Origin of the sequence: Treponema parvum (genome assembly GCF_017893965.1) — a bacterium.
GTDB lineage: Bacteria > Spirochaetota > Spirochaetia > Treponematales > Treponemataceae > Treponema_D > Treponema_D parvum.
This window is the reverse complement of record NZ_CP054142.1, coordinates 2,451,605-2,478,134: the sequence shown is the minus strand read 5'-3', so window position 1 is coordinate 2,478,134 and position 26,530 is coordinate 2,451,605. Positions and strand designations below refer to the sequence as shown.

The following is a 26,530-nucleotide window of genomic DNA, read 5'->3' as shown; positions in this document are numbered from 1 at the left end:
AAAATACGGAATTATCTAGCATAGAGTATACATAGAAATAATCGCCTTGTCAAAGGCAAATATTTGACAGTATAGGGAACCTGTGTTATCTTTATCGGCAGGAGTACAGGATAAAAGTATATAAATCTGCGGATTTGCTTTTATGGCTCCAGAGGCAATTCGCCTTCTAATTCAATATTTCCGGAAGAAAAGCCATGCAGTTTTTTGATACACATGCCCATATAGGGTTAATTTATGATGATCCCATTGAACAGCTCCGCGTGATTCAGAAAGCAAAAAACGCCGGGGTTACCAGAATAGTAAGCATAAACAACAGTCTTCACGATTTTGATACAGTATACAACAGTCTTAAATCCGTTTCTGGAATCTATCATGCGGTAGGAGTAGCTCCATCCGAAGTTACGAATCCCGGCAACGACTGGGTCCGTAAGCTTGAGGACTCTCTAAAATTGCCGAATGTCGTCGCCGTAGGCGAAACGGGGCTCGATTATTTTAAACAGTTCGGAGACAAGCGCTCTCAGATAGAACTGTTTATCACTCAGCTTGAATTGGCGCAAAAACACAATATGCCCGTGGTCGTTCATAACCGCGACGCCGGTAAAGACGTCTTTGCCGTCCTTTCCGAACGCATCCCTGACGCCGGCGCTATCCTTCATTGTTATTCGGAAAACGCCGAGTATGCAAAGCAGTGCCTTGGCATGAACGTCTATTTTTCGTTTGCAGGGAACCTTACGTACCGAAACGCGCGTAACCTGCACGAGACGGTTTTAAATATTCCTCTTGACAGGATCCTGTTGGAAACGGAAAGCCCCTTTATGGTGCCCGCCCAATACAGAGAAAAAAAGCGTAGTATGCCCGAATATCTTCCGTCCACAGCGCGGTTCCTTGCGGAAATGCTGGAAATGGACTTGGAAGAATTGAGCGCCCAGCTGTGGAAAAACAGCTGCAAGATTTTCCGTTTGCCTGAGTAATGCTTTATCATCCTGTAAAGATAGGTTCTCTGACGCTTCCGGGAAATTTGTTTTTAGCCCCCGTGGCCGGATACAGCGACATGGCATTCCGTTCCGTCTGTGTGGACGGGGGTGCGGATTTTACTTACACGGAAATGGTTTCATCCGAAGCGTTGACGCGGGGTTCTTCTAAGACGGAAATTCTTATGCGCAAAGCTCCGAATGAAAAGGCCTATGCCGTGCAGCTTTTCGGCTCAAACCCCGCGATGATGGCTTTGGCCGCTCGCTTAGTGCTTGAAAAAACGGGCGCCGATTGCATAGATATAAACGCAGGCTGTCCCGTACCCAAGATAATAAAAACCGGAGCCGGTTCTGCGCTCATAAGGGATCCTGAAAAGCTTTTTGCTCTCGTGAGCGCAGTGGTAAAAGCCGTAGACAAAAAAGTTCCCGTTACAGTAAAAATCCGTTCCGGATGGGACGCGGAGCATATCACTTGGAAAGAATCTGCACAGGCTGTAATCGATGCGGGTGCGTCGGCCGTAACGCTTCATGCGCGCACAAGAGCGCAAGGATACGAGGGCCGATCCGATTGGAACATTTTGCGTTCGTTAGCGGAATTTGCCGGACAAAAGATTCCCGTGTTCGGTTCGGGGGATGTTTTTTCGCCGGAGGACGCCAAGTCTATGCTGGAGACTACCGGATGTTCGGGCGTAATGTTTGCAAGGGGCGCGATGGGACATCCGTTTATTTTCAGGCAGACAAGACAGCTGCTTGAAAAGAATTTTTATGAAGAGATCGGTTTTGACGAAAGAATCAAAGCGGGTTTTAAAGAATTGGGTTTGTTGATAAGCGATAAGGGGGAAAACGCCGCCTGCCGCGAAATGAGAAAACGTTTTTGCGCTTATTCAAAAGGTGCGGCAGGCGGCGCCGAGCTTCGACGGCGAATCGTCAGCGCGTCTACGGAACAGGATTATAAAAATATTTTCGCGCTTTAACGTTTGGGCTTTGACTTTAAATGAAAAAGGCGTATACCATAGAGTATGGGAATCTTTAAATTTATTAAAGAACTGTTTGAAGCTGTTTTTTCAAGTCCTTCTCCCGAAGCGCAAAAGCGGCGTCAGCTTAAGAAGCTGGAAAGCGAATTGTGCGCTCTTCAGCCGGTCATTTACAAGGGCGGACTCTTACAGCCTAATTTTGCAGAAGCCGTAAGGCAGTTGTATGTTCATGCAAAGCCGCTGGACGATCTGTTTGCCGTAACCATAAACAGCGAAGACGTAAGACGCAACGAAAATTTTATGGACAAACTGGTCATAAGCGGATTTTCCGCCGACGAGCAAGCGGAACTGGAATCTTTGTCCTATGAAAACCGTAAAAAAGAAGTAAAAGAAAACGACGCATCCGCTTCTAAAATATTTGACGCTCAGCGCCGAACCGTTAACAAATTGCTTTCAAAGCTGAATACGCAGGATTTTTTAAAAATGGATGTGGTTTTAGCCGATCTCATGCAGCTTGCGGATTTTTGCCACTTTAACTTTATTTCAATATTGAAAGTATTCGACAGGAATTTTACCGGGCTTGATCCTAATTATGAGACGGGATTTTTGCCTGCGGAACCTAAAATGATGGACAGGCCTCTGCAGGATCTGTTTTTTTTAAGCGGAAACCTTAAGATAACTCAATCCACCGTAAATGCTATCTTTGCGCTTGTCAGAATAAAAGAAGGCGACATGCTGTCGGACGATATAAAAAACGGTGTTTTGACGCATCTTAAAACTATTCGCTATATTTTAAATCACATAGTTACGGCACAGGCTTTAAAAATGCTTATAGCCGTAGCTCAGGAAAATCCTTCCGCTAATCCCGATTTAGCTTCTTATAAAAATTCCGCAAGGCAAAAATTTTCCACTCATTTGCAGGAATATTTCGACGCGGACGAAAGGCGCATAAAACAGGAAATAAAGGATGAAACGACTAACAGCGAAATAGACTCCTTGTTTGCCAATCACCCGATTGAACGACTTGAAGGTTATAACGGCGAATTGAATGCCTACCTTCAGGATAATTCGGCTCTCGCGCTGCAGTGGATAAGACCCTTGGAAATAGTAAAGACTTTTCTTACGATATATTTAAGCGATTCCATAAAGTCTCTTTTAAACGGCATAGTTATAGAAGGATTTTTTAACAATCCCAACTACAAAACTCAGTTTTCGTCTACGGTTTATACATGCTCGGACAGTCTTGAAAGAATAAAGGCCTTTGAAGCGAAATTCGAGACTAACGGAGAATACGCTACGTCAAAGATCAGGGGATTTGTACAGGACAGCTATAAAAATGCGGATTTTTTAAAACAGTTGACATCGTTGATAAGCCGGATAAACGATGAAGCCAAGGGGCTTATGACGCATGAAGTGAGTTCTCTGTTCGCCCTGTCTTCGGAAATAGGAGACCTTTTAATAGACGCTAAAAAAGCCAAAAGCGAAATAATCGATAACCTTAAAGTTCTGCTTTTATCGTCGCGGAACAGGGATAATTCCGATCTTCTTGAAAGACAGTATCCGTCATGGAAAATATTTTTTGACGTGATGAAAAATTATACCATAATCAATGTAAAAAGCGCATAATCCGGCAATATGATGGAAGTTTCGTTAAAAAAGTTTTTTTGTTTTTGTATAGAACGCTCTCGTCATTTAGAGTTTGGTCGTTACGTTAAATTTATTTGTCGCGATCGGAATTACGGTCGGCGCGATTGCCGTACGATCGAAAAGTGTCGTCGTTTTAAGGTCTTGCCGTTTTTGTATATCATTTTTTTTGTGTTTTTACGGCAGGCCTTGCCGCCGCTTTTTTCACAGGAAATAAACCAAGACAGATCCATACAATTGCATCTTTGGGCGGAGCTCGACGCTTATCCTGAAAATTATGATGACGAAAAAAAAAGGTATTCGCTTGAAGATTCTCTCTTGTATCCCATAAAACGAATAAAAGAGCTTGCCCCGTATTTACTTGAAGGGATGGTTTACGGCTGGGATTTTGTGTACGTACCTTACGATAAAACGCGGGGCGTCCAAGAATATTTTGAAAAAAACGTTATAAAACCTTTGGATGCGAGAAGCGGAATACTGTACAAGTATCCTGAAGTTTACGACGGCAAATTGAGAGTTTGGGTGGAATTTAACAGGACGCCGGAAATGCTTTCGTATCTTCGCTACTGGGAAGCGGCGGAACACGATAAAATGCACGGCAGCGGAAGAGCTCCTTTGAAAAACGGATTTGACGGTATCGGCGAAGCCTGCGATAACGCGTTAAAAAACGCCGTAAGGGAATATTTTAGATCTAAGATAAAAAACAAGCCTAAAGAAATCTGCGGCAGGGTTCTCATACAAAGGCAGCCCCGCATCACTACCGGATCCGGACAGTACGTTGTTGACCTTGATTTTTTTGTAGAAACTATTAGAATAATTCCATACAGCCGATTTTAGCAAACCCTTGCCTGAAATTCCGGTTTATTGGAAAACGAGCTATGCGCCCGGATCCCAGGATCGCGCGCGTGCCCTGAGATTTTCCTTGCATTTATAACTTGACAGGAGTTTATATGAAAAAAGCAGCTTTGATATTGGTATCTTTTTTATTTGTGTTATGTGCATCTTTTGCGCAAGAACAAAACGATGTTCCTGAAACGAAAGCCGCAGATACGACCATAGAAGTGATTACGCCAAAAAACATTCATTCGGATGTAAGGTCCGCTTCCGTAAAAATAGAATACATACGCATTGCGGACGAGGTAAGGATCTATTATTCCTGCTTGGACGTGCAGTTTGATCAAGGCAGCGCAATGGTTTCTCTTCTTGCCTGTCTTAAGGATTTTCAGGTTGAAAACCAGTATTACAGCTATACGTATTTGGCAAAGGATAGAACGCGCTACTATACCGATCCGCGAACAAAGATGAAGATGGCGCAGTATTCGTCATATGTAAAATTCAATCGGTAAGGCTTTTTTGATCAAAAAATGGATATAGCGACAATAATAAAAAACCTGCACCCGCTTGAAATAAAAGTTCTTCTGGCGTATTCGGACAAAGACGATCTGACGGCCGAAAAATTAAAGAACGAACTTTCTTATAAAGAAGGGCATGCCAATCAAGCCTTTTCTTGGCTCGGCGGCAAGGGACTCGTAGAGGTAACAAAAAAAATTCCTCATACATACTATGAAATAACGGATCTCGGACGCACTTTTGCCAAAGAAGGAACCGTCGAACAAAGGGTTGTTTCTTTTTTAAAAGAGAACGGAGATAAGTCTTTGCCTGAAATTTCTTCGGCATTGAAGATAGAAAATAAGGACGTGGGAAGCGCCTTCGGGCAGCTTTCAAAAGAAGGCGTCCTTAAAATGAATGAAGAAAAGAAAGCCATATACACGGGAAAAGAACTTCCCGATCGTTTTGCGACGATTTCAGGTCTTTTAAAAAAGGCCGAAGGAGCAAACTCGGGCTGTCTTGATCTGGAGGAGCTTTCCAAAGAAGAAGCAAAAACCATTCAAGACCTTGCTAAAAAACGCGGCGCGGCGGACAGTCCGTTTAAGATAATCGAGCGCGAGACGGTTGTTTACAGACTTTCGGGCAATTATAAAGAAGTTGCCGCCGCTCTTAAAAGTTCCGGCGTTACCGGCAATGAAATCGGAGAGCTTACTCCCAAAATGCTTGAAAGCGGGGAATGGAAAAATGCTTCGTTCCGCGGGTACAATATTTCGATTCCTCCGGCGCGCGTAGTTCCGGGCAGAGTAAATCCTTATGTTTCCTTTCTTGAGTCGGTAAAAGACAAGCTTGCTTCTTTAGGGTTTCAAGAATTTGACGGTCCTCTTGTAGAGACGGAATTCTGGAACGGAGACGCTCTTTTTATGCCCCAGTTTCATGCCGCCCGCGACATACACGACGTATATCGGCTTAAGGTTCCTACGCACGCAAAATCCATAGAAGAACCGTATTTGACGAATGTCGCAAACGTTCATAAAAACGGAGGAAACACGGGAAGCCGGGGCTGGAATTACGAATTCGACCGTGATTTTACAAAACGCCTCATACTGCGCAGTCAGGGAACCGTCTTGTCGGCTCACCAGCTTCACAAGGCTGAAATTCCCGGAAGATATTTCGGTATCGTGCGCTGTTTCCGCTACGACAAAGTCGACGCCACTCATTTAAGCGATTTTTATCAGACCGAAGGAATAGTTTTAGGGGAACAGGTAAATTTAAAGACGCTTTTAGGGTTTCTTGAAATATTTGCCAAAGAGATCGCAGGCGCTACGGAAGTAAAATACGTTCCCGGCTATTTTCCGTTTACGGAACCGTCGGTGGAAGTGCACATAAAACATCCTGTCTTGGGCTGGTTCGAACTCGGCGGTTCGGGGATTTTTAGGCCGGAGGTTACAAGGTCTATGGGAGTGAACGTGCCCGTCCTCGCATGGGGAATAGGAATCGACCGCATGGCTCTTATGGCCTTGGGGCTTAACGACCTCAGAGAGCTTTTTTGTGAAGATATCGAGAGAGTCCGGCTGCGCAAGGCCAAATTTTAATCGGTTAAAATTTCGCTTAAATCACAGTGAGCGCAGCGAGGACGCTGAGCGTGAGCGAACTGTGTGAGGTGAGCGCAGCGAACTGCGAGCGGTAAGATTTCGGCAGCGTTATGCTTACAGAATTCGGCCTAAAGAATTTACTTTTTATAAAGCTCAAGATATTTTTGGAATTTCTTAATATACGTTTTGTGGACTTCCATATTCGGCTCTACCGTTTTGCCGAGCTCCGGCCTCACGCATAAAAATCCGCCCGTCCGTTTTTCGTTCCAGCCGGGGCATCTTTCGCCGAACAGAAACGGCAGAAAAACGGGCGTGTCCCGCGTATGCGACAGGCGGCTTTCTATTTCTTTATATGTCGTTCCTTCCGGAAAGAATTTTTGTTTAAACCAGTCCTGGCAGTTACACGCTCCCGACGTTGCGCCTCCCAAGAGGTGAGACGAAAGCACAAATTAGCTCCAGAGGCTTGGAGCCGCCGGAAGAAGTTTTTTTGCGCGGTTATGCGGATGGCCGTGCTTGTTCCTACTGAAAAACTCATGATTCCCTGTTCGAGAGCTCCCGATCCTATCTGATTCAGGGCACCGTCAGGATATGCCGGAACGACAGGAATTCCTTCTTTTTGACCGAGCAAGGCGGCCCCTTCCTTTTTTTTCATGAGCTTAAAATAAGGATAAGAGGAATTTACAAGGCAGCCGGTGGTTTTATAATAGTTTTTTGCAAATCCCGGAACGGCGTTGAGTTTTGCGCGAACCCGTACGGTCTTGAAACGATCTTTTGCTCCGCGGTTTCGCTGTCAAAAAGCATGGCTTTGGCGGACGTAGTGCTCGTTTCAAGAATAAGCAGCTTCATATATTGTACGTCGTGGAAGAAGTGTTGCCGCCGTGTCCCGTCCAGTCGGTATGAAAAAATTCTCCTCTTTTTTTATCCTTGCGCTCGTATGTGTGGGCGCCGAAGTAATCCCGCTGCGCTTGCAAGAGGTTTGCGGGAAGGTCGTTACAGCGTATCCCGTCGAACCAGGAAAGAGCTGCCGACAATGACGGAACGGGGATTCCGCTCATCGCCGCGGAAGAAACCGTTTCTCTTAAAGACATGTGGGCTTTGTTTAAAATATCACTGAAATACGGATCCATGACGAGGTTTTTAAGATCCTCTTTTCTTTCATAAGCGTCTTTTATCTTTTGTAAAAAGACGGAGCGAATTATGCAGCCTCCTCTCCAGAGCATGGCTATGTTGCCTAAGTCCAGCTGCCAATCGTATTGTACGCCGGCTTTTTGCATTAGTTCAAACCCTTGAGCGTAGGATATTATCTTTGCGGCATAAAGCGCGTCGTGCAGTTTTTTGATCGCGGCGGCATTGAAGCCGTCGTTGCCCGCCGTTTTATCGACTGCCTGCTTTGCGACCTCCTGTACCGCAAAAGCCGATCCTGCCTTTTCTAGAGCCGTTTGGCCGGCGCCAATATTTGAAGAGAAAATCTTTTCGCATTCTTCTCTTTTTTCTTTATCTGCGCTTAAGCATCTGGCGAACACCGATTCCGTTACAAGCGTAAGAGGAACGCCAGCTTCAAGAGCGTTTATCATGCTGTCTACGGCGGATCCGGCTTTTATCATAAGCATTACGCATCGCGGACGCTCTATGTAAGCCACGAATTCTTCAAGGCTGTGTGCGGGAATGATATTTTTGTTTTTTTCCCTGCCTTGCGCAAAATTATCTACGCTCGAAACGGTTCTGTTAAAAACCGCAACTGTGAAACCGTTCCTCTCCATGTTCAACACAAGATTTTCGCCCATGACGGTAAGACCGACGACGCCTATAGAGGCTTTTTTATTTTCTATTATGGTAATTCCAATAATATTATGAAACATTTACTTGTGCAATGAATATTTTACCGTGCCGGAGGTTTTTTGCATGCTATCGCCATATAGGCCGAAGTTAAATCGTCTATTGACAGACTGAAAATGAACTACTAAGATCTCACTGTGAGGATTAGCTGAAAATGAGAAAAGTCTATTTTATTTTCATCTCTTTTTGTATTTCATGTTTAATCGGTTGTACTTCTGTAAAACCGGATATAGAGGCGGATAGGTCCGCTTTAAATTCTAAAGCTGCAGGGCAATCGGAGAGGTATCAAGGTTTAAAACGAAAAGTAGCTATCGCGCGTTTTTCAAATGAAACGGAATATGCAAAAGGCGCTTTTTATGACAAAGAAAACGATCCTCTCGGTAAACAAGCGGTAGATATCCTTTCTACAAAACTTGCAGCTTCGGGAAAATTTATTTTGCTTGAACGTTCCGATATGGACAAGATTCTCAGCGAAATTAACATTGAAGAGGATAAAAGCAAGTTTCAAAAAATCGGAGCCGATTATCTTATCGTCGGATCCATTACGGAATACGGACGCAAGAATATAGGTGAAAGAAATGTTTTTTCACGGACAAAAAGGCAAATTGTTGAAGCAGGAGTAAGTCTTCGTCTTATAGATGTTTCAACCGGAGAAATAATTTATTCGGAAGAAGGGAAAGGCGAAGCGGAAACGGAAGCTTCTACCGTTTTAGGTTTCGGCGCTTCTGCGGGCTTTGATGCGACTTTGAGCGATAAGGCAATCAGCGCGGCTATTTCCAAACTGGTAGAAAACGTAATCAACAATTGTATGGATCGTCCTTGGAAGTCATATTTTCTTTCAGCTGACGACAATGCAGTGATTATTTCCGGTGGAAAATCACAGGGAATAAAGACCGGCGATATTTATGCCGTTTATGAAAAAGGCAAAAGTGTAAAGAACCCCCAGACAGGTATGCTTATTGAACTTCCCGGAAAAAAAATAGGGGCCGTTAAAGTTCTTTCAACACAAGGCTCTACGGCGACAAATGAATATTCATTTGTCGAACTTGAAAATGTAAAAATTGATACTTCCAAATTAAATCAATATGAAATAAGGGAAGAAGACAAATGAAAAAAATCAGTATCTTTGCAATAGCTTTATTCAGCTTTTTGATCGGTTTTTCCGGTTGCAGAAGCGCGCAATCCTTTTCGGCAGACAGACCTAACGAGGCTTTTGTTCAATTTGTCAGTGCAACCAAACATGGGGTTGTGACTGTTGTTATAGACAAATCCATTACTATAACAGCCGGCGTTAATGATATTAATCAGAGAAAAACAAAAAATGACAAAACCTATGCTATCCTTCCTGGAAAACATAGTCTGGAAATATTGAATTCAAAAGGTGAAAAACTTTTAGTTAAAGATATATTCGTTTCATCTCAGGAAATAAGAATAGTGGAGGTACCATGAAAAAAAATTATTACAGAAAGGCTGTATTACTGCTGCCTATCCTGTTGGTTATTACTAGTATTTCTTGCGCCAGTAATAAGCCGTTGTATGATTGGTATGATTATCAGGAAGATTCATATCATTACTTAAAAAATGCTGATGAAAAATCCGTAAAAACTCTTATTGAAACGTATGAAAAGATTATCTCAAAGCAGAATGCTTCTCGTGCCGCCGTTCCACCCGGAATTTATGCAGATTACGGTTATTTGTTGATCAGATCGGGTAAAACTAAAGAAGGAACGGAAATGCTCAAAAAAGAAGTTGAGTTATATCCGGAATCGGAAGTGTTTGTATCACAGATTATTAAGAGGCTTGGGAAAAAATGAAAGCAAAATTTAGTTTTATCGTATTGACGGTAACGTCACTTTTAATGCTTGCTTCTTGTGCGACTTCTACAAAGTTAGCATCTTTTGGAAAAATGTATGAAGAAGATCCTCTTGTATTTATTATTATGCCCCCGATTAATAATAGTACAAATGTAGATGCAAAGGATTATTTCTACACAACAATGAACGTACCTGTAGCGGAAGCGGGTTATTATGTTCTTCCTCCTTATCTTGCACTTGAAACGCTTCAAAAAGAAAGCGCATATGATTCGGAAAATTTCTTAGAGGCAGATCTTTCCAAATTTAACAAGCTTTTCGGCGCAGATGTAGCGGTTTTTACTGTTATTAAAAAATGGGAAAAATCAATGATCGGTTCTTCCGTAACGGTTGAAATTGAGTATATCTTCAGATCGACAAAAACGAATGAAACCGTATATCATCGCGATGCGACAATTGTTGTTGATACAAGATCTCAGACAAAAGTCGGCGGATTCGGATTATTAGGCGCTATTGCCAATTTAGCAACTGATGCCATTTCAACCGCAGCAACGGATTATGTTTCCGTTGCACGCAGATGCAACAGCAGCGCTCTTTCCGATATGCCTGCAGGTAAATACAGTGAAAAACATACTCTTGATAAGGCTGAAGGCGCTATGGGCGAAGTAATAAGAATTTCTGCTACTAAATAGCGTTCCAATAAACGTTTAATTATTTGTATTTTCTTAAAAGATCAGGTCGTCCAAAACTTGGACGGCCTGTTTTTTTGATGCGAGCTGTCGGAGCGTATTTGATTTTTTCATTTTACCTTAAGTCTTTACAGCTTTTTTAATTTTTCGTAAAATTACGCACTATGGAATTTACACAAGAATCGATTGACGCTTTGGCTGTCAATGAAGTTGAAATCATGAAAAAAATTGCCGAAGAGCTTAGCATAACCGTACGGCAAGTGGGCGCAGTTATAGGTCTTATAAACGAAGGATGCACTATTCCGTTCATCTCGCGCTATCGAAAAGAACAGCACGGATCCCTTGATGAAGTTCAGGTGAGAGACTGCGACCGTTCATTTAAAACATATAAAAATCTTGAAGAAAGGCGGCTTGAGATTGTAAAGGGAATTTTTTCTCAAGGGAAACTCACGGAATCTTTGTATGCGGCGGCTATGGGAGCGAAGACGCTTACGGAACTTGAAGATCTGTGGGCGCCGTTCAAAAAAAAGAAAAAAACGCGCGGAATGCTTGCGATAGAAAAAGGTTTGGATCCTTTAGCCGATGCTATGCTTAGCCTTGACGACGCCGAACTTGAACTTAAAGCCGAAGAATTTGTTAAAGAAAATACGGAAAATCCGGAGCTTTCGGTTTTGACGCCGGAGGACGCTTTGTCCGGCGCAAAGGATATAATAGCGGAGCGCGTTTCGCAGGACACCGAAAACAGAGCGGCCGTACATGCTTTTTATTTAAAAAGCGGAAGGATTATTACAAAGGGAATCGTTCCTGAAGGAGGCGACGCTGAAAACGCCGCAAAGGCTTCCACCTATCAAATGTATTGGGATTATTCGGAACCGCTAAATCAGATTAAGCCTCATCGCATTCTTGCGATAAACAGGGGAGAGCGTGAAGGCCAACTTGAAGTTACGATAGACGTTGACGTAGATGAAGCGGTTAAGCTGCTTAAATCCAAGGTAAAGATAAACAACCGCTATCATGCGGAGGCGATGGAAGACGGGCTTGTGCGTCTTTTGTCTCCGGCTGTAGTCCGTGAAATAAGAAGCGATGAAACCGACGAAGCGGACGGGCACGGCATAGGAATTTTCAGTGAAAACCTTAAAAATCTTTTGATGACGCAGCCCATTAAGGGAAGCCGGGTATTAGGTGTGGATCCTGGAATAAGGACGGGAACTAAATGCGCCGCCCTCGACGAGACGGGAAAATATTTGGGATATTTTCTTATAAAGCAGGCGGCCGATCCCGACGGTTCTTACAATGCCGTAAAAGAAGCGATAAAAAAATACGACATTCAGGTTGTGGCTGTCGGCAACGGAACAGGAAGCCAGGAAGTTCAGGCGATAGTGTCCAAGGTCATAAGCGAAAATTATCCCGACGTGCGCTACACGGTAGTGGACGAATCGGGCGCGTCGGTGTACAGTGCGAGCGATATCGCGAGGGAAGAATTTCCCGAACTTGATCTGACTATAAGAGGAGCCATAAGTATGGGGAGGCGCTTACAGGACCCGCTTGCGGAACTTGTAAAGATCGACCCTAAGGCCATCGGAGTGGGGCTTTATCAGCACGATGTAAACCAAAAACGGCTTTCGGAAATGCTCGATGAGGTGGTAGGCTCTGTGGTAAACCAAGTGGGAGTAAACTTAAATACGGCAAGCGCTTCACTGCTTAAGTATGTTTCGGGTATTAATTCCGCATTGGCAAAAAAAATAGTTGCCTACCGAGATTCCAACGGAAAAATCACGAGCCGCGAAGATTTAAAAAAGGTAAGCGGGCTGGGCCCCAAAGCGTTTGAACAGTGCGCGGGGTTTTTAAAGATACCGGAAAGTTCCAATCCTTTAGACAATACGTGGGTGCACCCTGAAAACTATGAAGTTGCAGGCGAAGTGCTGCCGCTTATCAGAAAAAATGAAAAGATAAGCGACGATTTTATAGGACAGCTTAAAATAAAATATTCTTTGGGAAGCACGACTATAAACGACATAATCGAAGAGCTTAAAAAACCCAATCGGGATCCGAGAGACGGCTATCCCGCGCCTATCATGCAGCAAGGCGTCGTAGCGTTTGAGGATTTAAAAGAAGGAATGAAAGTTACCGGAAAGATAAAGAATGTGGTGGACTTCGGAGCCTTTGTGGACATAGGCATACATGAAACGGGCCTCATACACATAAGCGAATTGAGCGACACTTTTGTAAAAGATCCCATGGACGTTATAAAAGTCGGAGACGTAAAGGAGTTTATAATCATAGCTTTGGACACCGTGCGCCGCCGAATAAGCCTGTCTTTAAAAAGCGACGCTGTAAGCCGTATAGGAAGCGCCTCCAAGCAGGATTCAGGCAATTCTGCAAAAAAGGCGGTCGTAATAAAGCGGTCGGGATCGGCACCGGCCGAAAAAGGCGAGCATAAAAAGACCGGCGAAGGAAGAAAACATGCCGGTGGCTATACGCAAAAGGGCGCAAACGGCCGCAATTACGGCGCAAACGACGACGGCACTACATATAATCCTTTTGCAGCTTTGCTGAAACGATGAGCTTACGGGGCGGGCGTATAAAATCCTCTGCTTCCCCGGCTTTGTGCGCCGTGTATGTCGCGCGCCGCTTCATTGAACAACGAATTCAATCAAATACGTACAGATACGTTCATGTTTATACATAATAAAATTGACCGCAGCAAATCTTTGTAGTATCATTAAAATTAAACTGAAACTGTATAAGAGGGAAACATATGTTCAAAATCATTGAAAAGCGGCAGCTTTCTGCCGATGTGTTTTATTTAAAACTGGAAGCGCCGAACATCGCAAGGAACAGAAAAGCGGGTCAATTCGTTTTAGTGCAGATCGATATCGACTTCGGCGAACGTATTCCGCTTACTATTGCCGACGCAAACGCGCAGGAAGACTGGATCGTGCTTGTGTTCCAAGTGGTAGGCGCGACGACTTATAAACTGGCGGAACTTGAAGTAGGAGACGAGATAGGTTCCGTACTAGGCCCGTTGGGTAATCCTTCCATAGTTGAAAAACAGGACAAACCCGTAGTTATCATGGGAGGCGGAATAGGGGTGGCTCCTTGTTATCCGATCGTGCAGGCGCACAAGGCCATAGGAAACAAGGTTATCATGATAATCGGAGCGCGCAACAAGGATTTGCTTATCTTTGTAGACGAAATGAAGGCTATCGCGGACACGGTGATCATTATGACCGATGACGGAAGCGCAGGGCGTAAGGGTGTTATTACCGTTCCGCTTGAAGAGATATGCAAATCGCCGAATCCTCCTGCAGAAGTTATCGCCATAGGCCCGCCGATAATGATGAAGTTTTCATGCAAGACAACGGAACCGTATAAGATTCCCACGACGGTTTCTTTAAATACGATCATGATCGACGGTACGGGAATGTGCGGCGGATGCCGAGTCAGCGTAGGAGATGAAACTAAATTCGTATGTGTGGACGGCCCCGAATTTGACGGTCATAAGGTGGACTTTGACAACATGATTATGCGGATGAAGGCTTTTAAAAGTCAGGAAACGGAAGCCTTTCATAAGTGTAAGCTTCAGGCGCAGGCAGACGCGCTTGAAATATCAAAATAACTGCGCGTAATGAGCGCACGAATGCGGCATTTTGGGGAATAGATGTTTTTGCAATGCCGTATTTTAAGGGAGATTTTATATGTCACACATATCCGCAGAAAAACTTACTGAAATCGGAAAAACAGAATACGATAAAATAAAAGAAAAACTTAAAGCAAGCGCATTGACGCCTAAAGACAGAATGGCGATACCTCAACAGGATATGCCTTCAAGAGAACCTATAATCCGCGCAAGGCAGATGTCGGAAGTTGCGCTAGGTTACACAAAGGAACAGGCCGTAGTTGAAGCGGCAAGATGCCTTCAGTGTAAAAACCAACCGTGCGTTTCAGGGTGCCCTGTAAATATTCCTATACCGCAGTTTATTGCGGAAGTTGCAAAGGGAGAATTTAAAGCAGCCGTAGATATAATAAAGACGACAAATCTTCTTCCCGCCATATGCGGACGTGTTTGTCCTCAGGAAACGCAGTGCCAAGGCGTATGTACGGTCGGAAAGATTTTTAAGTCCACGGACAAGGCTGTTTCTATCGGGCGTCTGGAACGCTTTGTAGCCGATTTTGAACGCGAAAACAACCTTACTACGGCTCCTGCAGTTGCGAAGTCTACGGGCAAAAAAGTTGCTGTCATCGGTTCGGGGCCTGCGGGGCTTACGGTCGCTGCGGACACACGCCGTGCAGGGCATGACGTTACGGTGTTTGAAGCTTTTCACAAGGAAGGCGGCGTTATGGTTTACGGTATTCCCGAATTCCGTTTGCCTAAGTCCATTGTGGCAAAAGAAGTTGAAAACCTTAAAAACATGGGCGTTCACTTTGAAACGAATTTTCTTGTGGGACGAACATATACGCTCGGGCAGCTTTTGGATGAAAAGGGCTTTGACGCCGCCTTTGTGGGAACGGGCGCGGGACTTCCCAAATTCCTTGGAATTCCCGGTGAAAACCTTATAGGCGTTATAAGCGCGAACGAGTATCTTACAAGGGCCAATCTTATGAAGGCCTATATGAGGGAAAAGTCCGATACGCCGACTTACGAGTCGAAGATTGTGTGCGTGTCAGGAGGCGGAAACGTTGCAATGGACGCCGCCCGCATGGCTTACCGCTTGGGAGCTGAAAAGGTTTACATATTGTACCGCCGTACACGAGAAGAACTTCCTGCGCGTAAAGAAGAAGTCGCTCATGCGGAAGAAGAAGGCGTTGAGTTCAAATTTCTTGAAAGCCCGGTTGAAGTCATAGGCGACGAGAGCGGCCACATAAGGGCCGTAAAGCTCATAAGATTTGAGCTTGGAGAGCCCGACGCGTCGGGACGCAGAAGACCCATAAAAATAAACGGAAGCGAACATGAAATCGCCTGCGACGCTCTCATAGTTGCGTTGGGGAACGGAAGCAATCCTCTTATGGTAAAGACCACTCCCGGCCTTGACGCCGACGAGCACGGCCATATCATTGTAGATGAAAACCAGCTTACTTCTCATGCGAAGGTTTGGGCCGGAGGAGACATCGTCCTTGGAGCGGCAACCGTTATACTTGCGATGGGCGAAGGCCGTAAGGCTGCAGCGTCGATCAACGAATATTTGGCAAAGAATTAAAAAATATTCTGAACGGTTAAACGCGCTTTTATAAGACTATACGGCGGCGGCCGGCCGAAAACGTTCATTTAAGTTCAACAGTCGAACAAAATATCAATTTTGGAGACTGTTGAATTAGTGCGCTTTTGCGTACAGTTAATAAGCGTTTTTGGCCGGTTTTTGCTTTATGAGCAGAGGCTTGCAAACATGCCCAGCCCGCCGTGTCGCGGCTTGGCGACCGCAGCGCAGCGAGGACGCTGAGCGTGAGCGAACCGCAAAACGGCGGTTTTCCGATAAGGGCTGCTCCTAAACTTAAAAAACATTTGGCATAATTGACAATACGTACTTTGGATAATTGACAATACGCGTAATTTGCATATAATTTGCAAATTATAAATGGTTAAGAATTCGAAATGTCAGCTGATATGTAAAAATCTTACTTTAGGATACGACAGAAAAGTCGTTGCGGAAAATATTAGTTTTTCCATACATCAGGGTGATTATCTTTGCATTGTCGGCGAAAACGGGTCGGGCAAAACGACTTTGATAAAAACTCTTTTGCATCTTATGCCGCCGCTCGGCGGTGAAATCATATTCAACGAAGGCTTTCGTGCGGGCGAAATCGGCTATATTCCTCAGCAGACGGTAGTTCAAAGAGATTTTCCTGCTTCGGTAAAGGAGATAGTGCTTTCAGGCTGTCTTAACCGGTGCCGTTTCCGCCCTTTTTACAACAAAAATGAAAAACTTCTTGCACAAAAAAACATGCAGCGGCTCGGCATAAGCGGGCTTGAAAATTCGTGCTACCGTGAACTTTCCGGCGGTCAGCAGCAAAGGGTTTTGCTGGCAAGGGCGCTTTGCGCTGCGGGGAAGGTGCTTTTTCTTGACGAGCCTGTAACGGGGCTTGATCCTAAGGCGAGCCTTGAAATGTATGAGATCGTAAAGGATTTGAACGACGAAGGTATTACCGTAATCATGATTTCTCATGACATCGCCGCGGCTGTAAAATATGCCGATCATATATTGCACATTGCCGACTATGTATTTTTCGGGACAACGGAGGAATATTTAAAAAGCGCCGCGGGCAAAATGTTTGCGTCGCTATGATGAATTTTATGGCGGATATATTACAGACATTAAAGCTTTATTTTACTTTTCCCTTTGTGCAATATGCGATGATCGCGGGCGTTTTGATAGCTCTGTGTTCTTCGCTTTTGGGAGTTACGCTCGTTTTAAAACGCTTTTCATACATAGGCGACGGGCTTTCGCATGTGGCGTTCGGAGCGCTTTCCGTCGCTACGGTATTGAAGCTTTCAAACAATATGTTTTTAATATTGCCTGCTACGGTGATATGCGCGATTATTTTGCTGAGCACCGGGCGAAATGCGAAGATCAAGGGAGATGCGGCCGTCGCCATGCTTTCAGTTTCGGCTTTGGCGGTGGGGTATTTTTTGGTCAACATGTTCTCTGCGTCGGCAAATATTTCCGGAGACGTATGCACTACGCTTTTCGGTTCGACGTCGATACTGACTTTAACAAAAACTGATGTTTACCTTTGCGTCGTTCTTTCTATGCTGGTAATCGCTGTGTTTTTGCTGTTTTATCATAAGATTTTTTCCGTCACCTTTGATGAAAATTTTGCACGCGCAACAGGAATCAAAACTAATGTATATAATCTTATAATTGCGATAATAATTGCCGTTGTTATTGTTCTTGCGATGAATCTTGTAGGCTCGCTGCTTATTTCCGCGCTCATAGTTTTTCCGTCGCTGTCTTCGATGCGTTTGTTCAAGAATTTTAAGTCGGTGATAATTTTTTCCGCTCTCGTGTCCGTTTTATGCTCGGTATTCGGGATAGTGTTTTCAATTCTGCTTGAAACGCCGGTCGGCGCCACTATTGTAATCACGGATTTGCTTGTGTTTTTGATTTGCCGCCTTGTAGAAAAACTTAAAGCAGCTAAAAAAATTTGATTTTTAAATAGGAACTTTGTAATTTATAGTATGAAAAGACAAAATAAATATTTTTTTACAGTTATTTTTGCGATGGTTTTTTTAGCCGTAACCGCTTCGGCTCAGTCCGTAAAAAAAGGAACGCCAGCTCCTGATTTTTCATTGACGCTTCCCGACGGAAAGGCTGTGAACCTTGCCTCCTACCGCGGAAAGGCGCTGCTTTTGCACTTCTGGGCTACATGGTGTCCTCCGTGCAGAGCGGAACTTCCTGAAATGAATAAACTTGCGGAAAAGCTCGCATCAGAAACGGATTCCAAACTCGCTTTTCTTGCCGTTTGCGTTTCCGACAGCGAAAAATCCCGATCCGCTTTTATGAAAAAAAACAATTATACTTTTACCGGCGGTCTTGACGCTTCCGGCGCCATAGCGAAAAAATACGGAGTATTCGGTATTCCGGCAAGTTTTTTGATTTCTCCCGACGGAAAAATCGAAGATGTGTTTGTGGGCGCTATGACGCCTGAAAAACTTGCTTCGTTCGTAAGCGCTTATGAAAAGTGAGCCGCCGAAATTTCTGCGTGTTTTTTTGATCGCTTCTTCTCTGGCTTTGATTTTTGCGGGCGTTTTGCTCGGCGAAAATGCGGCTATTTTTCAAAAAGCGGTTTTCGTCTGCATGGAGTGCATAGGTCTTGGTTAGGCAGAATAAAATACGAAGAAAGCTCATTCAGTTTACGGCCATGCTCGTTTACAACGCGGACGTCACAAATTGGTTTTCAGGGGGAATATCCCGTTCCGTCATCAAAAATGTCTGTGTTCCGGGATTGAACTGTTATTCTTGCCCGGGAGCGATTTCTTCTTGCCCTCTGGGATCTATTCAAAACATCATCGCAAACGGTAAATTTCCGTTTTTTGTGACGGGCTTTCTTATGCTTACAGGAACTCTTATCGGCCGCATGGTGTGTGGTTTTTTATGTCCCGCAGGCTTGATTCAGGAATTGCTTTATAAAATTCCGTCTAAAAAAATAAGAAAGACGCAAAGATCCGTAAAAATAACAAGGAAAATCGCTTTGTTTAAATATTTATTGCTCGGCGTTTTATGCATACTTTTGCCGCTTATTTTTTTTCTGAGGGACGGGCTGGGTTCTCCGTTTTTTTGTAAATCCCTGTGTCCTGCGGGAACTTTGGGAGCAGGTCTTCCTCTCATGCTAATGAACGAAACTCTAAGGAGCGCGCTGGGGCTGCTTTTTTCATGGAAGATGTCCGTGGCTATTGTGTTTGTCGTATGGAGCGTTTTTATGTTCCGGCCTTTTTGCCGTTTTTTTTGTCCGCTTGGAGCTGCCTATTCGTTTTTTAATAAGATTGCGGTTTTCGGAATAAAACGCGACGATACCAAATGCACGCATTGCAATGCCTGCACGCTCGGGTGTCAGATGGATACCTTGAATGTAAACGACAGGGAATGCATAAGATGCAATGAGTGCATAGCCCGATGCAGGTTCGGCGCTTTAAATATAGTAACCTTAGGGCAAAATAAAATTTTCCAAAGCAAAAAATGAACTCAGATGCATGTCTGAGCTTATGAGGCGCCGGAAGGAGAAGACGCTTACTTGTCGCTTCCGGCAAGAATTTTTGCCCTTAGCGTAGGCCGCCGGCTAGCCTTTAATGCCAGTAAGCGCTATTCCTTCAACAAAATACCGCTGCGCCGAAAGGTAAACCACTACGATGGGCGCGATGCTGAATATTGTGGCCGCCATAACCTGATTCCATTTTATGTCAAAGTCGCCCCGCAAAAGAGCAAGCCCCAGAGTTAACGTGCGGGTGTGGTCGCTTTGCAGGAATACGAGAGCATACAGGTATTCGTTCCAAATGTTGAGCAGCGTGATTATAAGAAGCGTTGTCAGAGCGGGCTTTGCCAATGGAATTATTATCCGCACGAATCTGGAAAAATATCCGTATCCGTCGACGACGGCGGCTTCTTCAAGTTCCCGCGGAATGGTAAGAAAAAACTGACGCAAAAGGAATGTTCCGTATGCGGTGAACGTGCCCGACAGTATTAGTGCCCAGTGGGTGTCAAGAAGACCGAGACGTCTGAACAAAAGAAAATTCGGTATGAGAATAACCTGCCGTGGGATCATCAGCGTAGCAAGATAGATGTAAAACAGCATGTCGCGTCCCGGAAAACAGAGCCTTGAAAACGCATAGGCCGCCATTCCCGATGTTACGAGGGTTCCGAGACACACAAAGACCGAAATTTTTATTGTGTTCCAAAGGTAATTGAAAAACGGCATAGATTTAAGCACGTCCGGATAGTTTTGCCAGTGAAAGCTTGTAAACATTAGCGAATAAGGTTTTGAGTATACTTCGGAATAAGTTTTAAAACTTGTTACGACCATCCACCAAAAAGGCATGAATAAGTACAAAAAGAGGATAAAAAGCACGATATACCATATTAGATTTTCTATTTTTCTCTTTGCAATGTTATTCATTATTCCACCGCTCCGTTGTTTACGATTTTATTCTGTATCATTGTAACCGCAAATATTATCAAGAACAGAATTAGAGCTATCGCCGACGCATAGCCCATCCTGAACCATTTAAATCCGTTTTGGTATATATACATAACAAGGGTATTCGTGGCGTTTGCGGGACCGCCGTTGGTCAGCACGGAAGTTAAGTCGAATATTTGGAATGAACCTATGAGCGACGTTACAAAGGCGAAAAATGTTGTGGGCGCCAAAAGCGGAAGCGTTATCTTAAAGAACGTATTTACGGCCCCTGAACCGTCTATGGCCGCCGCCTCGTAGTATGTTTTGGGCAAACCTTGAAGACCCGCCAGATAAATTACCATAAAATAGCCGAGTTCTTTCCAGATTCCTACAAAGATAACCGACGGCATTGCCCACGCGGTGGAAGAAAGGAAGGGTATGGGACTTATTCCTACGAAGCCTAGGATATGGTTTACAAGCCCGTTGCCGCTGGATTCAAGGAGCGGCTGCCATATAACGCCGACCGCTACGGAAGAGCATACTGCGGGAAGAAAGGCCACCGTACGGAAAAAATTTCTGGCCCTTAAAGCCTTGTTTAAAAGTATGGCGAGCAGTAAAGAAAAGAACAGATTTAAAGGAACTTTTATAAAGGAATATAAGGCCGTATTGCGTAAGCATATCCAGAAATTGCCGTCCTTAGCGATGTCTATGTAATTGTTGACCCCTATAAAAGTAGGCTTGTTAAGGATTCCCCAGTCCATAAAACTGAGTATCAGAGAGTAGATTAACGGCCAAACGGTAAAGACCAAAAAGCCGCTCAGATTAGGCAAAAGAAAAATAGCAGCCGCTATGTATTCTGGTTTTATTGATTTTTTTTTGCCGGAAATAATACTGCTCATTTTACACTCCCGTAAAAGATTCTGAAACCGCTTTTTGATTATCAGACGGCTTTTTTATTTTCACAATTAACAATTTTTGCCTATCGTTGTAAAATTTTTTACCGGAGGATTAAAAAATTAAAAAAATAATTGCAAATTATCAAAATTCAATAAACAATATATTAAGCCTAAAGCGTCGTTTTTACGGGAGGGAATATGCCGCATTTAAAAGTCGATTTTATTTCATATACTTTAAAAAGGAATGTAGCGATTAACGTTATGATTCCCGGCCTTATAGCCGACGAGATCATTGCAGGCGAGCGCACTCACAGACCCAAGGCTCCCTATCCTGTGCTTTACCTGCTGCACGGTTACTGGGGCGATTCAGGCTCGTGGGAACGTTATACCAGCGTTGAGCGATATGCGGAAGAATACGGTATCGCGATAGTGACTATGTCTGCGGAAAACAATTTTTATGTAGACATGGCCGATCTTGATTTGGGCTATACGGCGACGAGAATTTTCGGCCCGAACTATTGGGACTTTCTTGAAAAAGAATTGCCGGATTTTTTAAGCGCGTTTTTTCCGCTTTCCAAAAAAGCTCAAGATACCTATATCGCGGGCTTGTCTATGGGAGGCTACGGAGCTTTGATCCACGGATTTTCGAACCCTGCCAAATTCCGTGCGGTGGGAGCCTTTTCTCCTCCCACCACTCTTACAACCGATGTGCTCGGAAAATACGATACGCTTGACAAAAAGATTGTTGAAAAATATGAACCGATAAATATAATTAAACGACAGATGGCCAAAGGGAAAAAACTTCCCGCTTTATATTATTCTTACGGATCAAAGGACTTTTTGGTTCCCTGCCAGGATTGGTTTGAAAACGAACTTGTAAAAGCCAAGTTTGAGCATACATATAAAAAAGCGGATGAATATGCCCACGAATGGCCGCTTTGGGATAAGGAACTTGACGGTTTTTTGGCGTGGCTCCCGCGGACGGATATTTATCATACGCCGGGGAAGAAGAGGAAGGTTTAACTTCGACCGCTGAGACATCGCGGTCTCGTTAAACGACGAGTTTCGGATAAAGCCGAAACGTCGCTGATTATAGCTGTGCGCAAAGAGCGCACTAATTCAACAGTCTCCAAAATTGACATTTTGTTCGACTGTTGAATTTTAAGGAAGGTTTAAAAGCTGCCGCTAAATAAGCGCGGCATCTTTTAACTTCGAGTTTTCTTAGAAAACTCGTGTTATCAACTGTGCGCAAAAAGCGCACGAAAACGGCATTCTCGGAAATTGAAATTTCCTCGCATGTCGTTTTTTAACGAAGGTTTAACTTCGACCGCTGAGACATCGCGGTCTCGTTAAACGACGAGTTTCGGATAAAGCCGAAACGTCGCTGATTATAGCTGTGCGCAAAGAGCGCACGAAAACGGCATTCTCGAAAACTCGAAGTTAAGGATAAGTTGTGGATATTAAACTGCTTGTAGTGGAAGATGAACCGCGCGCTCTTGCCAGATACCGTAACTATATAGAACTCTATAAAGGCGGATTTGAAATCGTTGCAACCGCTTCAACCTATGAGGAAGCGATAAAAGCTTTTAATACATGCAAAATCGATTGTATATTTACGGATATTATTATTCCCGGCGGAACAGGGCTGGACCTGCTTGAATATGTGCGTTCAAAAAAATGGGACGGAATTTGCGTAATAATTTCCGGATACGATAAATTTTCTTATGCCCAAAAAGCCATAAGGCTCGGAGCGTTGGATTATCTTCTTAAGCCCATCTTTGAAAATACGTTTTTTAAAATGCTGGATAAAGTACGGTTAAAGATGGGTATAATATCGCCTGTAACAAATAAATATTACGATCAGTTGCTGCCCAGATACATCAAAAAGGCGATGGAATATGTCGAACACAACTATGACAGTGAAATTCAGCTTAGCAGCGCTGCCGAACAGGCGAGTGTATCGGCGGCGTATCTTTCAAGCAGGTTTACAAAGTATTTAGGGATTACGTTCATTGATTTTGTAAAATATTATAGAGTACAGGTGGTTAAATCGCTTTTGGAAAAATCATCAATAGACTGTTCTTTAGATGAGATTGCGGATAAAACGGGATTTTGCGATTCTTCTTATCTAAATCATTGTTTTAAAAAGTTACAGGGAGTTACGCCGAGAAAATATCAGCTGGATTATCATGCAAAAGAAAAACAAAATCATCAAAGTAGCGCGACTTAAAATATCCGAAAGCAACACGATAGTGATCTTATTTATCATAATCGGATTGCTGTGCGCTTCCATGTTCACTTCCATAATTTTGGAAAGAAAGAGCACAAAAATACTCAGCTCATATATCATGCAGATCCTTGCCAAATATACGCTTGGCATTAACGATGAAATTTCAGATTCGATAAAGATAGTAGTGGCGCAAATAAATTCTATCCAATACATACTTCAAACTTCTTCAAATGAAACTATACGCGACGAACTTATGCGTATAACCCGAAGCAACAATATCATAAGAAATGCCGTCGCCGTAAAGAAAAAAAGTAAAGAGGCAAGAGCAGGCGGAACGCCAAACCGTACCGGCGATGCGCGTTCGGATGCCGCAGTACCCGCCGTAAATTCTACGGAATATGTCTGCATATCGACTATTTCCGTAAATGATGAAAATGCGTTTGTAAGATACCGTCCGTTCGTTTCGGCGATGACCGATCCCATGTTGCCGAACGGCTATCCCGTTCTTCTTAGTCCGTACATAGAAACCATGGGCTTTACAACCGTCCTTCCCTGCCTTGTAAAAGATAAATTGAACGATACCTATGTGTTTTTTGAAGTAAACACTCTTTACATGCTGCAAAATATGAAAAATTTCAGACGGTCGGCTTTGCTTAAGAATTATCTGCCTGAAAGCATAAACATTTACAACAATGACGGCGTTTTGATTGAAACTACGGACAATATAAAGCGAAAAAAAGTTCCTACGCTGCAAACGGACGATATTTTTTCTCAGTTTAATTCCTATGACAGCAGCTTGGAGCTTTTTACTTATAAGACAAAAAATTCTATTTGGATGATGGAAAAGGGATCCGACATAGGCCTGTCTGCGGCGGTATGTATTCCTGCGGACTTTATTTCCAGAAATACGGTTACAATAAGATTTGCGATTTTTTTCATTACATTGTTGAGCAATATTGCTATTTTTCTCACGCTTTTTACCACGTTCAAGGTCGCCAAAAACAATCAGCGTTTTGCGGTCATGCAGACGGAAACGCGTTTTAATGCCTTGCAGAATAAGATGCGACCTCATCTTTTTTTCAATACGCTGGACAACATCGTATGTGCGATAGAAGAAAACGACAGTCAAGGCGCGCTTGATTGCATAAGGGCTCTTGCCTATATCCTGCAAATAGACTTGAGGGATAACGAAGACGAGATTGTCATGGCAAAACAGGTGCGGTACATACACAGCTATGTAAATCTTCAGGAAGTAAGATATAAGGGGAAATTCGGTTTTACGATGGACATAGGTCTGGGTAAATACGACATGGATAATTTGAAACTGCTGAAATTTTGCGTGCAGCCGCTTGTGGAAAACTGTTTTGTGCATTCGGTTCATCAGGGACGGCAGTTTACGAATATTTCGGTAACTTACAAGGTTACGGATAAGGTAAGCGTAATTGTTTTTAACGACGGAGATCCGCTGCCTGAAAAAAAGCGGAACGAGCTGCGAAAATCGCTTAAGACGGCTGCAAAACTCGACGCTTCTCACATAGGTTTGGTCAGCATAAACGAGCGTATAAAGCTTAAATACGGAAAAAAATACGGACTTGACGTGCTGCCTGTTCCTTCGGGATTTAAGGTGAGGGTGCGGCTGCCTGTTTTGACGCAGCAATAAAATATTTTACAATTAATGCAAAAAATCACACATTGCAAATTTATAAAAACAATTTGACTATATACTTATTACTTATCCGGCAACAAAGAATAGCTTTAACAGGAGATAAATTTATTATGGACACGGTCAGAGTTGCTATTATCGGAACGGGAGGTATTTCGCATTCCCATTTAAAAGGCTATCTGTCGCAGGGCGGCAGGTGTAAAATAGTCGCGCTTTGTGATATCTTTCCAGAAAAATGCGCCAAGCTCTTGGACGACCTTGGCGTAAAGATGTCCCAAGACATAACCGTTACCGAAGATTATAAAACGCTCTTAAACAGAGACGATATAGATCTTGTTTCGATTTGTCTTCCGCCGAGCCTTCACTGTGAAGTGAGCTGCGCTTTTTTACTTGCCGGAAAAAATGTTCTATGTGAAAAGCCTATGGCTTCAAGCCTTGAAGAAGCGGACAAAATGATTGCCGCTGAAAAAAAGAGCGGCAAGGTTCTGGGAATAATTTCTCAAAACCGCTTTTATCAGGATGCGTGGACTGTAAAAAAAATGCTCGACAGCGGCGTATTCGGCAAGGTTTTGCTCGCCAGAGCAAATTCAATGTGGTACCGCGGTTCAAATTATTACGATTTATGGTGGCGCGGCACTTGGGAAAAAGAAGGCGGAGGATGTGTTCTAAACCATGCGGTACATCAGATAGATATGTTGTCTTGGTTTGTAGGCAAACTTCCCGATCAGGTAACCGCGATCTTCGGCAATCACGCCCATAAAAACAGCGAAGTGGAAGACGTAGGTATGGCTTTGCTTTCGTATCCGGGCGCGTTTGCGGAAATAAACGTTTCTTTAAACGATATGGATGAAAGGCAGTATCTTCAGTTCCAGTGTGAAAAAGCTTCCGTAGCCGTGCCCTGGTCGGTAAAATGCATGAAGCAGATGCCGAACGGATTTCCTGAAGCCGATCCCGAATCCGAAAAAAAATTCAACGATCTGTTTAAAACTTATGAAAAGCTCAGCTTTACGGGGCATGACGGTGAAATTGCAAATGTGCTCGACTGTTTACAAGGGAAAAGCGCTCTTGAAGTCACAAGCCGGCACGGAAGGAATGCGCTTGAGCTTATTTATTCCATTTATAAGTCTGCGACGACGGGAAAGACCGTGCATTTGCCTATAAAACAAAACGATCCGTTTTATACGAAAGAAGGGACGCTTTCTTCGGTTCCGCGCTTTTATAAAAAACTGAAAAGCATAGACAATGCGGAAGGCGAGATAACGCTTGGCAGTGCGTCAAAATCATAAAAC

26 protein-coding genes are annotated in these 26,530 nt (G+C 43.7%); 22 read left to right on the top strand and 4 right to left on the bottom strand.

Features of this window, described 5'->3' with window-relative positions:
* Positions 1–194: 194 nt before the first annotated feature.
* From HRQ91_RS10925 to pheS, 6 genes are all read left to right on the top strand, one after another.
* Positions 195–971, top strand: a complete 777-nt coding sequence (locus HRQ91_RS10925; protein ID WP_210119564.1) for a TatD family hydrolase — start codon at positions 195–197, stop codon at positions 969–971.
* On the top strand, positions 971–1,945 hold the full coding sequence (dusB, locus tag HRQ91_RS10920; protein WP_210119563.1) for a tRNA dihydrouridine synthase DusB: 975 nt from the start codon (positions 971–973) through the stop codon (positions 1,943–1,945). Before HRQ91_RS10925 ends, dusB begins: the two co-directional genes overlap by 1 nt.
* Positions 1,946–1,990: 45 nt before the next feature.
* The gene (locus tag HRQ91_RS10915; RefSeq protein WP_210119562.1) at positions 1,991–3,571 is read left to right on the top strand and encodes a DUF5312 family protein; all 1,581 of its coding nucleotides are present in this window, start codon (positions 1,991–1,993) and stop codon (positions 3,569–3,571) included.
* A gap of 189 nt (positions 3,572–3,760) precedes the next feature.
* On the top strand, positions 3,761–4,426 hold the full coding sequence (locus tag HRQ91_RS10910) for a hypothetical protein (protein WP_210119561.1): 666 nt from the start codon (positions 3,761–3,763) through the stop codon (positions 4,424–4,426).
* 113 nt (positions 4,427–4,539) lie between these two features.
* The gene (locus HRQ91_RS10905; RefSeq protein WP_210119560.1) at positions 4,540–4,935 is read left to right on the top strand and encodes a hypothetical protein; all 396 of its coding nucleotides are present in this window, start codon (positions 4,540–4,542) and stop codon (positions 4,933–4,935) included.
* A gap of 18 nt (positions 4,936–4,953) precedes the next feature.
* Positions 4,954–6,510 carry a phenylalanine--tRNA ligase subunit alpha gene (gene pheS, locus HRQ91_RS10900; RefSeq protein WP_210119559.1) on the top strand — a complete coding sequence of 519 codons (1,557 nt, stop codon included), beginning with the start codon at positions 4,954–4,956 and terminating at the stop codon, positions 6,508–6,510.
* A 137-nt stretch (positions 6,511–6,647) separates the two neighbouring features.
* On the opposite strand, the gene HRQ91_RS10895 is transcribed toward pheS, so the two are convergent.
* Complete coding sequence (locus HRQ91_RS10895; protein WP_210119558.1) at positions 6,648–6,956, bottom strand: hypothetical protein; 309 nt, start codon at positions 6,954–6,956, stop codon at positions 6,648–6,650.
* 396 nt (positions 6,957–7,352) lie between these two features.
* On the bottom strand, positions 7,353–8,369 hold the full coding sequence (locus HRQ91_RS10890; protein WP_210119557.1) for an NAD(P)-binding domain-containing protein: 1,017 nt from the start codon (positions 8,367–8,369) through the stop codon (positions 7,353–7,355).
* A gap of 131 nt (positions 8,370–8,500) precedes the next feature.
* Here HRQ91_RS10890 and HRQ91_RS10885 point away from each other — a divergent pair, with 131 nt between their 5' ends.
* From HRQ91_RS10885 to HRQ91_RS10830, 12 genes are all read left to right on the top strand, one after another.
* Positions 8,501–9,457, top strand: a complete 957-nt coding sequence (locus HRQ91_RS10885; RefSeq protein ID WP_210119556.1) for a CsgG/HfaB family protein — start codon at positions 8,501–8,503, stop codon at positions 9,455–9,457.
* Positions 9,454–9,795: a hypothetical protein gene (locus HRQ91_RS10880; RefSeq protein WP_210119555.1), complete on the top strand. Its 342-nt coding sequence runs from the start codon at positions 9,454–9,456 to the stop codon at positions 9,793–9,795. The genes HRQ91_RS10885 and HRQ91_RS10880 overlap by 4 nt, the downstream gene beginning before the upstream one ends.
* Positions 9,792–10,160 carry a DUF4810 domain-containing protein gene (locus tag HRQ91_RS10875; protein ID WP_210119554.1) on the top strand — a complete coding sequence of 123 codons (369 nt, stop codon included), beginning with the start codon at positions 9,792–9,794 and terminating at the stop codon, positions 10,158–10,160. Before HRQ91_RS10880 ends, HRQ91_RS10875 begins: the two co-directional genes overlap by 4 nt.
* A complete protein-coding gene (locus tag HRQ91_RS10870) occupies positions 10,157–10,849 on the top strand; it encodes a GNA1162 family protein (RefSeq protein WP_210119553.1) in 693 nt (230 codons plus the stop codon). Before HRQ91_RS10875 ends, HRQ91_RS10870 begins: the two co-directional genes overlap by 4 nt.
* Positions 10,850–11,010: 161 nt before the next feature.
* Positions 11,011–13,410, top strand: coding sequence for a helix-hairpin-helix domain-containing protein (locus HRQ91_RS10865; RefSeq protein WP_210119552.1), 2,400 nt, complete (start codon positions 11,011–11,013; stop codon positions 13,408–13,410).
* 194 nt (positions 13,411–13,604) lie between these two features.
* Entirely contained in the window at positions 13,605–14,465 is an 861-nt protein-coding gene (locus tag HRQ91_RS10860) for a sulfide/dihydroorotate dehydrogenase-like FAD/NAD-binding protein (RefSeq protein ID WP_210119551.1), read from the top strand.
* A gap of 79 nt (positions 14,466–14,544) precedes the next feature.
* Positions 14,545–16,044 carry an NADPH-dependent glutamate synthase gene (gene gltA, locus HRQ91_RS10855; RefSeq protein WP_210119550.1) on the top strand — a complete coding sequence of 500 codons (1,500 nt, stop codon included), beginning with the start codon at positions 14,545–14,547 and terminating at the stop codon, positions 16,042–16,044.
* A gap of 375 nt (positions 16,045–16,419) precedes the next feature.
* The gene (locus HRQ91_RS10850) at positions 16,420–17,127 is read left to right on the top strand and encodes a metal ABC transporter ATP-binding protein (protein ID WP_210119549.1); all 708 of its coding nucleotides are present in this window, start codon (positions 16,420–16,422) and stop codon (positions 17,125–17,127) included.
* 8 nt (positions 17,128–17,135) lie between these two features.
* Positions 17,136–17,990, top strand: a complete 855-nt coding sequence (locus HRQ91_RS10845; RefSeq protein ID WP_210117727.1) for a metal ABC transporter permease — start codon at positions 17,136–17,138, stop codon at positions 17,988–17,990.
* Between the two features lie 30 nt (positions 17,991–18,020).
* Entirely contained in the window at positions 18,021–18,527 is a 507-nt protein-coding gene (locus HRQ91_RS10840) for a TlpA family protein disulfide reductase (RefSeq protein WP_210119548.1), read from the top strand.
* Positions 18,517–18,663, top strand: coding sequence for a CD1871A family CXXC motif-containing protein (locus HRQ91_RS10835; protein ID WP_210118710.1), 147 nt, complete (start codon positions 18,517–18,519; stop codon positions 18,661–18,663). Before HRQ91_RS10840 ends, HRQ91_RS10835 begins: the two co-directional genes overlap by 11 nt.
* The gene (locus HRQ91_RS10830) at positions 18,656–19,522 is read left to right on the top strand and encodes a 4Fe-4S binding protein (RefSeq protein WP_246473222.1); all 867 of its coding nucleotides are present in this window, start codon (positions 18,656–18,658) and stop codon (positions 19,520–19,522) included. Before HRQ91_RS10835 ends, HRQ91_RS10830 begins: the two co-directional genes overlap by 8 nt.
* 96 nt (positions 19,523–19,618) lie before the next feature.
* Here HRQ91_RS10830 and HRQ91_RS10825 read toward each other — a convergent pair whose 3' ends face one another.
* Together HRQ91_RS10825 and HRQ91_RS10820 are read right to left on the bottom strand one after the other, a co-directional pair.
* The gene (locus HRQ91_RS10825; protein WP_210119547.1) at positions 19,619–20,452 is read right to left on the bottom strand and encodes a carbohydrate ABC transporter permease; all 834 of its coding nucleotides are present in this window, start codon (positions 20,450–20,452) and stop codon (positions 19,619–19,621) included.
* Positions 20,452–21,351, bottom strand: a complete 900-nt coding sequence (locus HRQ91_RS10820; RefSeq protein ID WP_210119546.1) for a carbohydrate ABC transporter permease — start codon at positions 21,349–21,351, stop codon at positions 20,452–20,454. Before HRQ91_RS10820 ends, HRQ91_RS10825 begins: the two co-directional genes overlap by 1 nt.
* A gap of 195 nt (positions 21,352–21,546) precedes the next feature.
* On the opposite strand from HRQ91_RS10820, the gene HRQ91_RS10815 reads away from it, so the two are divergent.
* From HRQ91_RS10815 to HRQ91_RS10800, 4 genes are all read left to right on the top strand, one after another.
* Positions 21,547–22,371, top strand: coding sequence for an alpha/beta hydrolase (locus tag HRQ91_RS10815; protein WP_210119545.1), 825 nt, complete (start codon positions 21,547–21,549; stop codon positions 22,369–22,371).
* A gap of 430 nt (positions 22,372–22,801) precedes the next feature.
* Positions 22,802–23,578: a response regulator transcription factor gene (locus HRQ91_RS10810; RefSeq protein WP_210119544.1), complete on the top strand. Its 777-nt coding sequence runs from the start codon at positions 22,802–22,804 to the stop codon at positions 23,576–23,578.
* A complete protein-coding gene (locus HRQ91_RS10805) occupies positions 23,538–25,238 on the top strand; it encodes a sensor histidine kinase (protein ID WP_210119543.1) in 1,701 nt (566 codons plus the stop codon). Before HRQ91_RS10810 ends, HRQ91_RS10805 begins: the two co-directional genes overlap by 41 nt.
* A 116-nt stretch (positions 25,239–25,354) precedes the next feature.
* Positions 25,355–26,527: a Gfo/Idh/MocA family protein gene (locus HRQ91_RS10800; RefSeq protein ID WP_210117734.1), complete on the top strand. Its 1,173-nt coding sequence runs from the start codon at positions 25,355–25,357 to the stop codon at positions 26,525–26,527.
* Positions 26,528–26,530 lie beyond the last annotated feature (3 nt).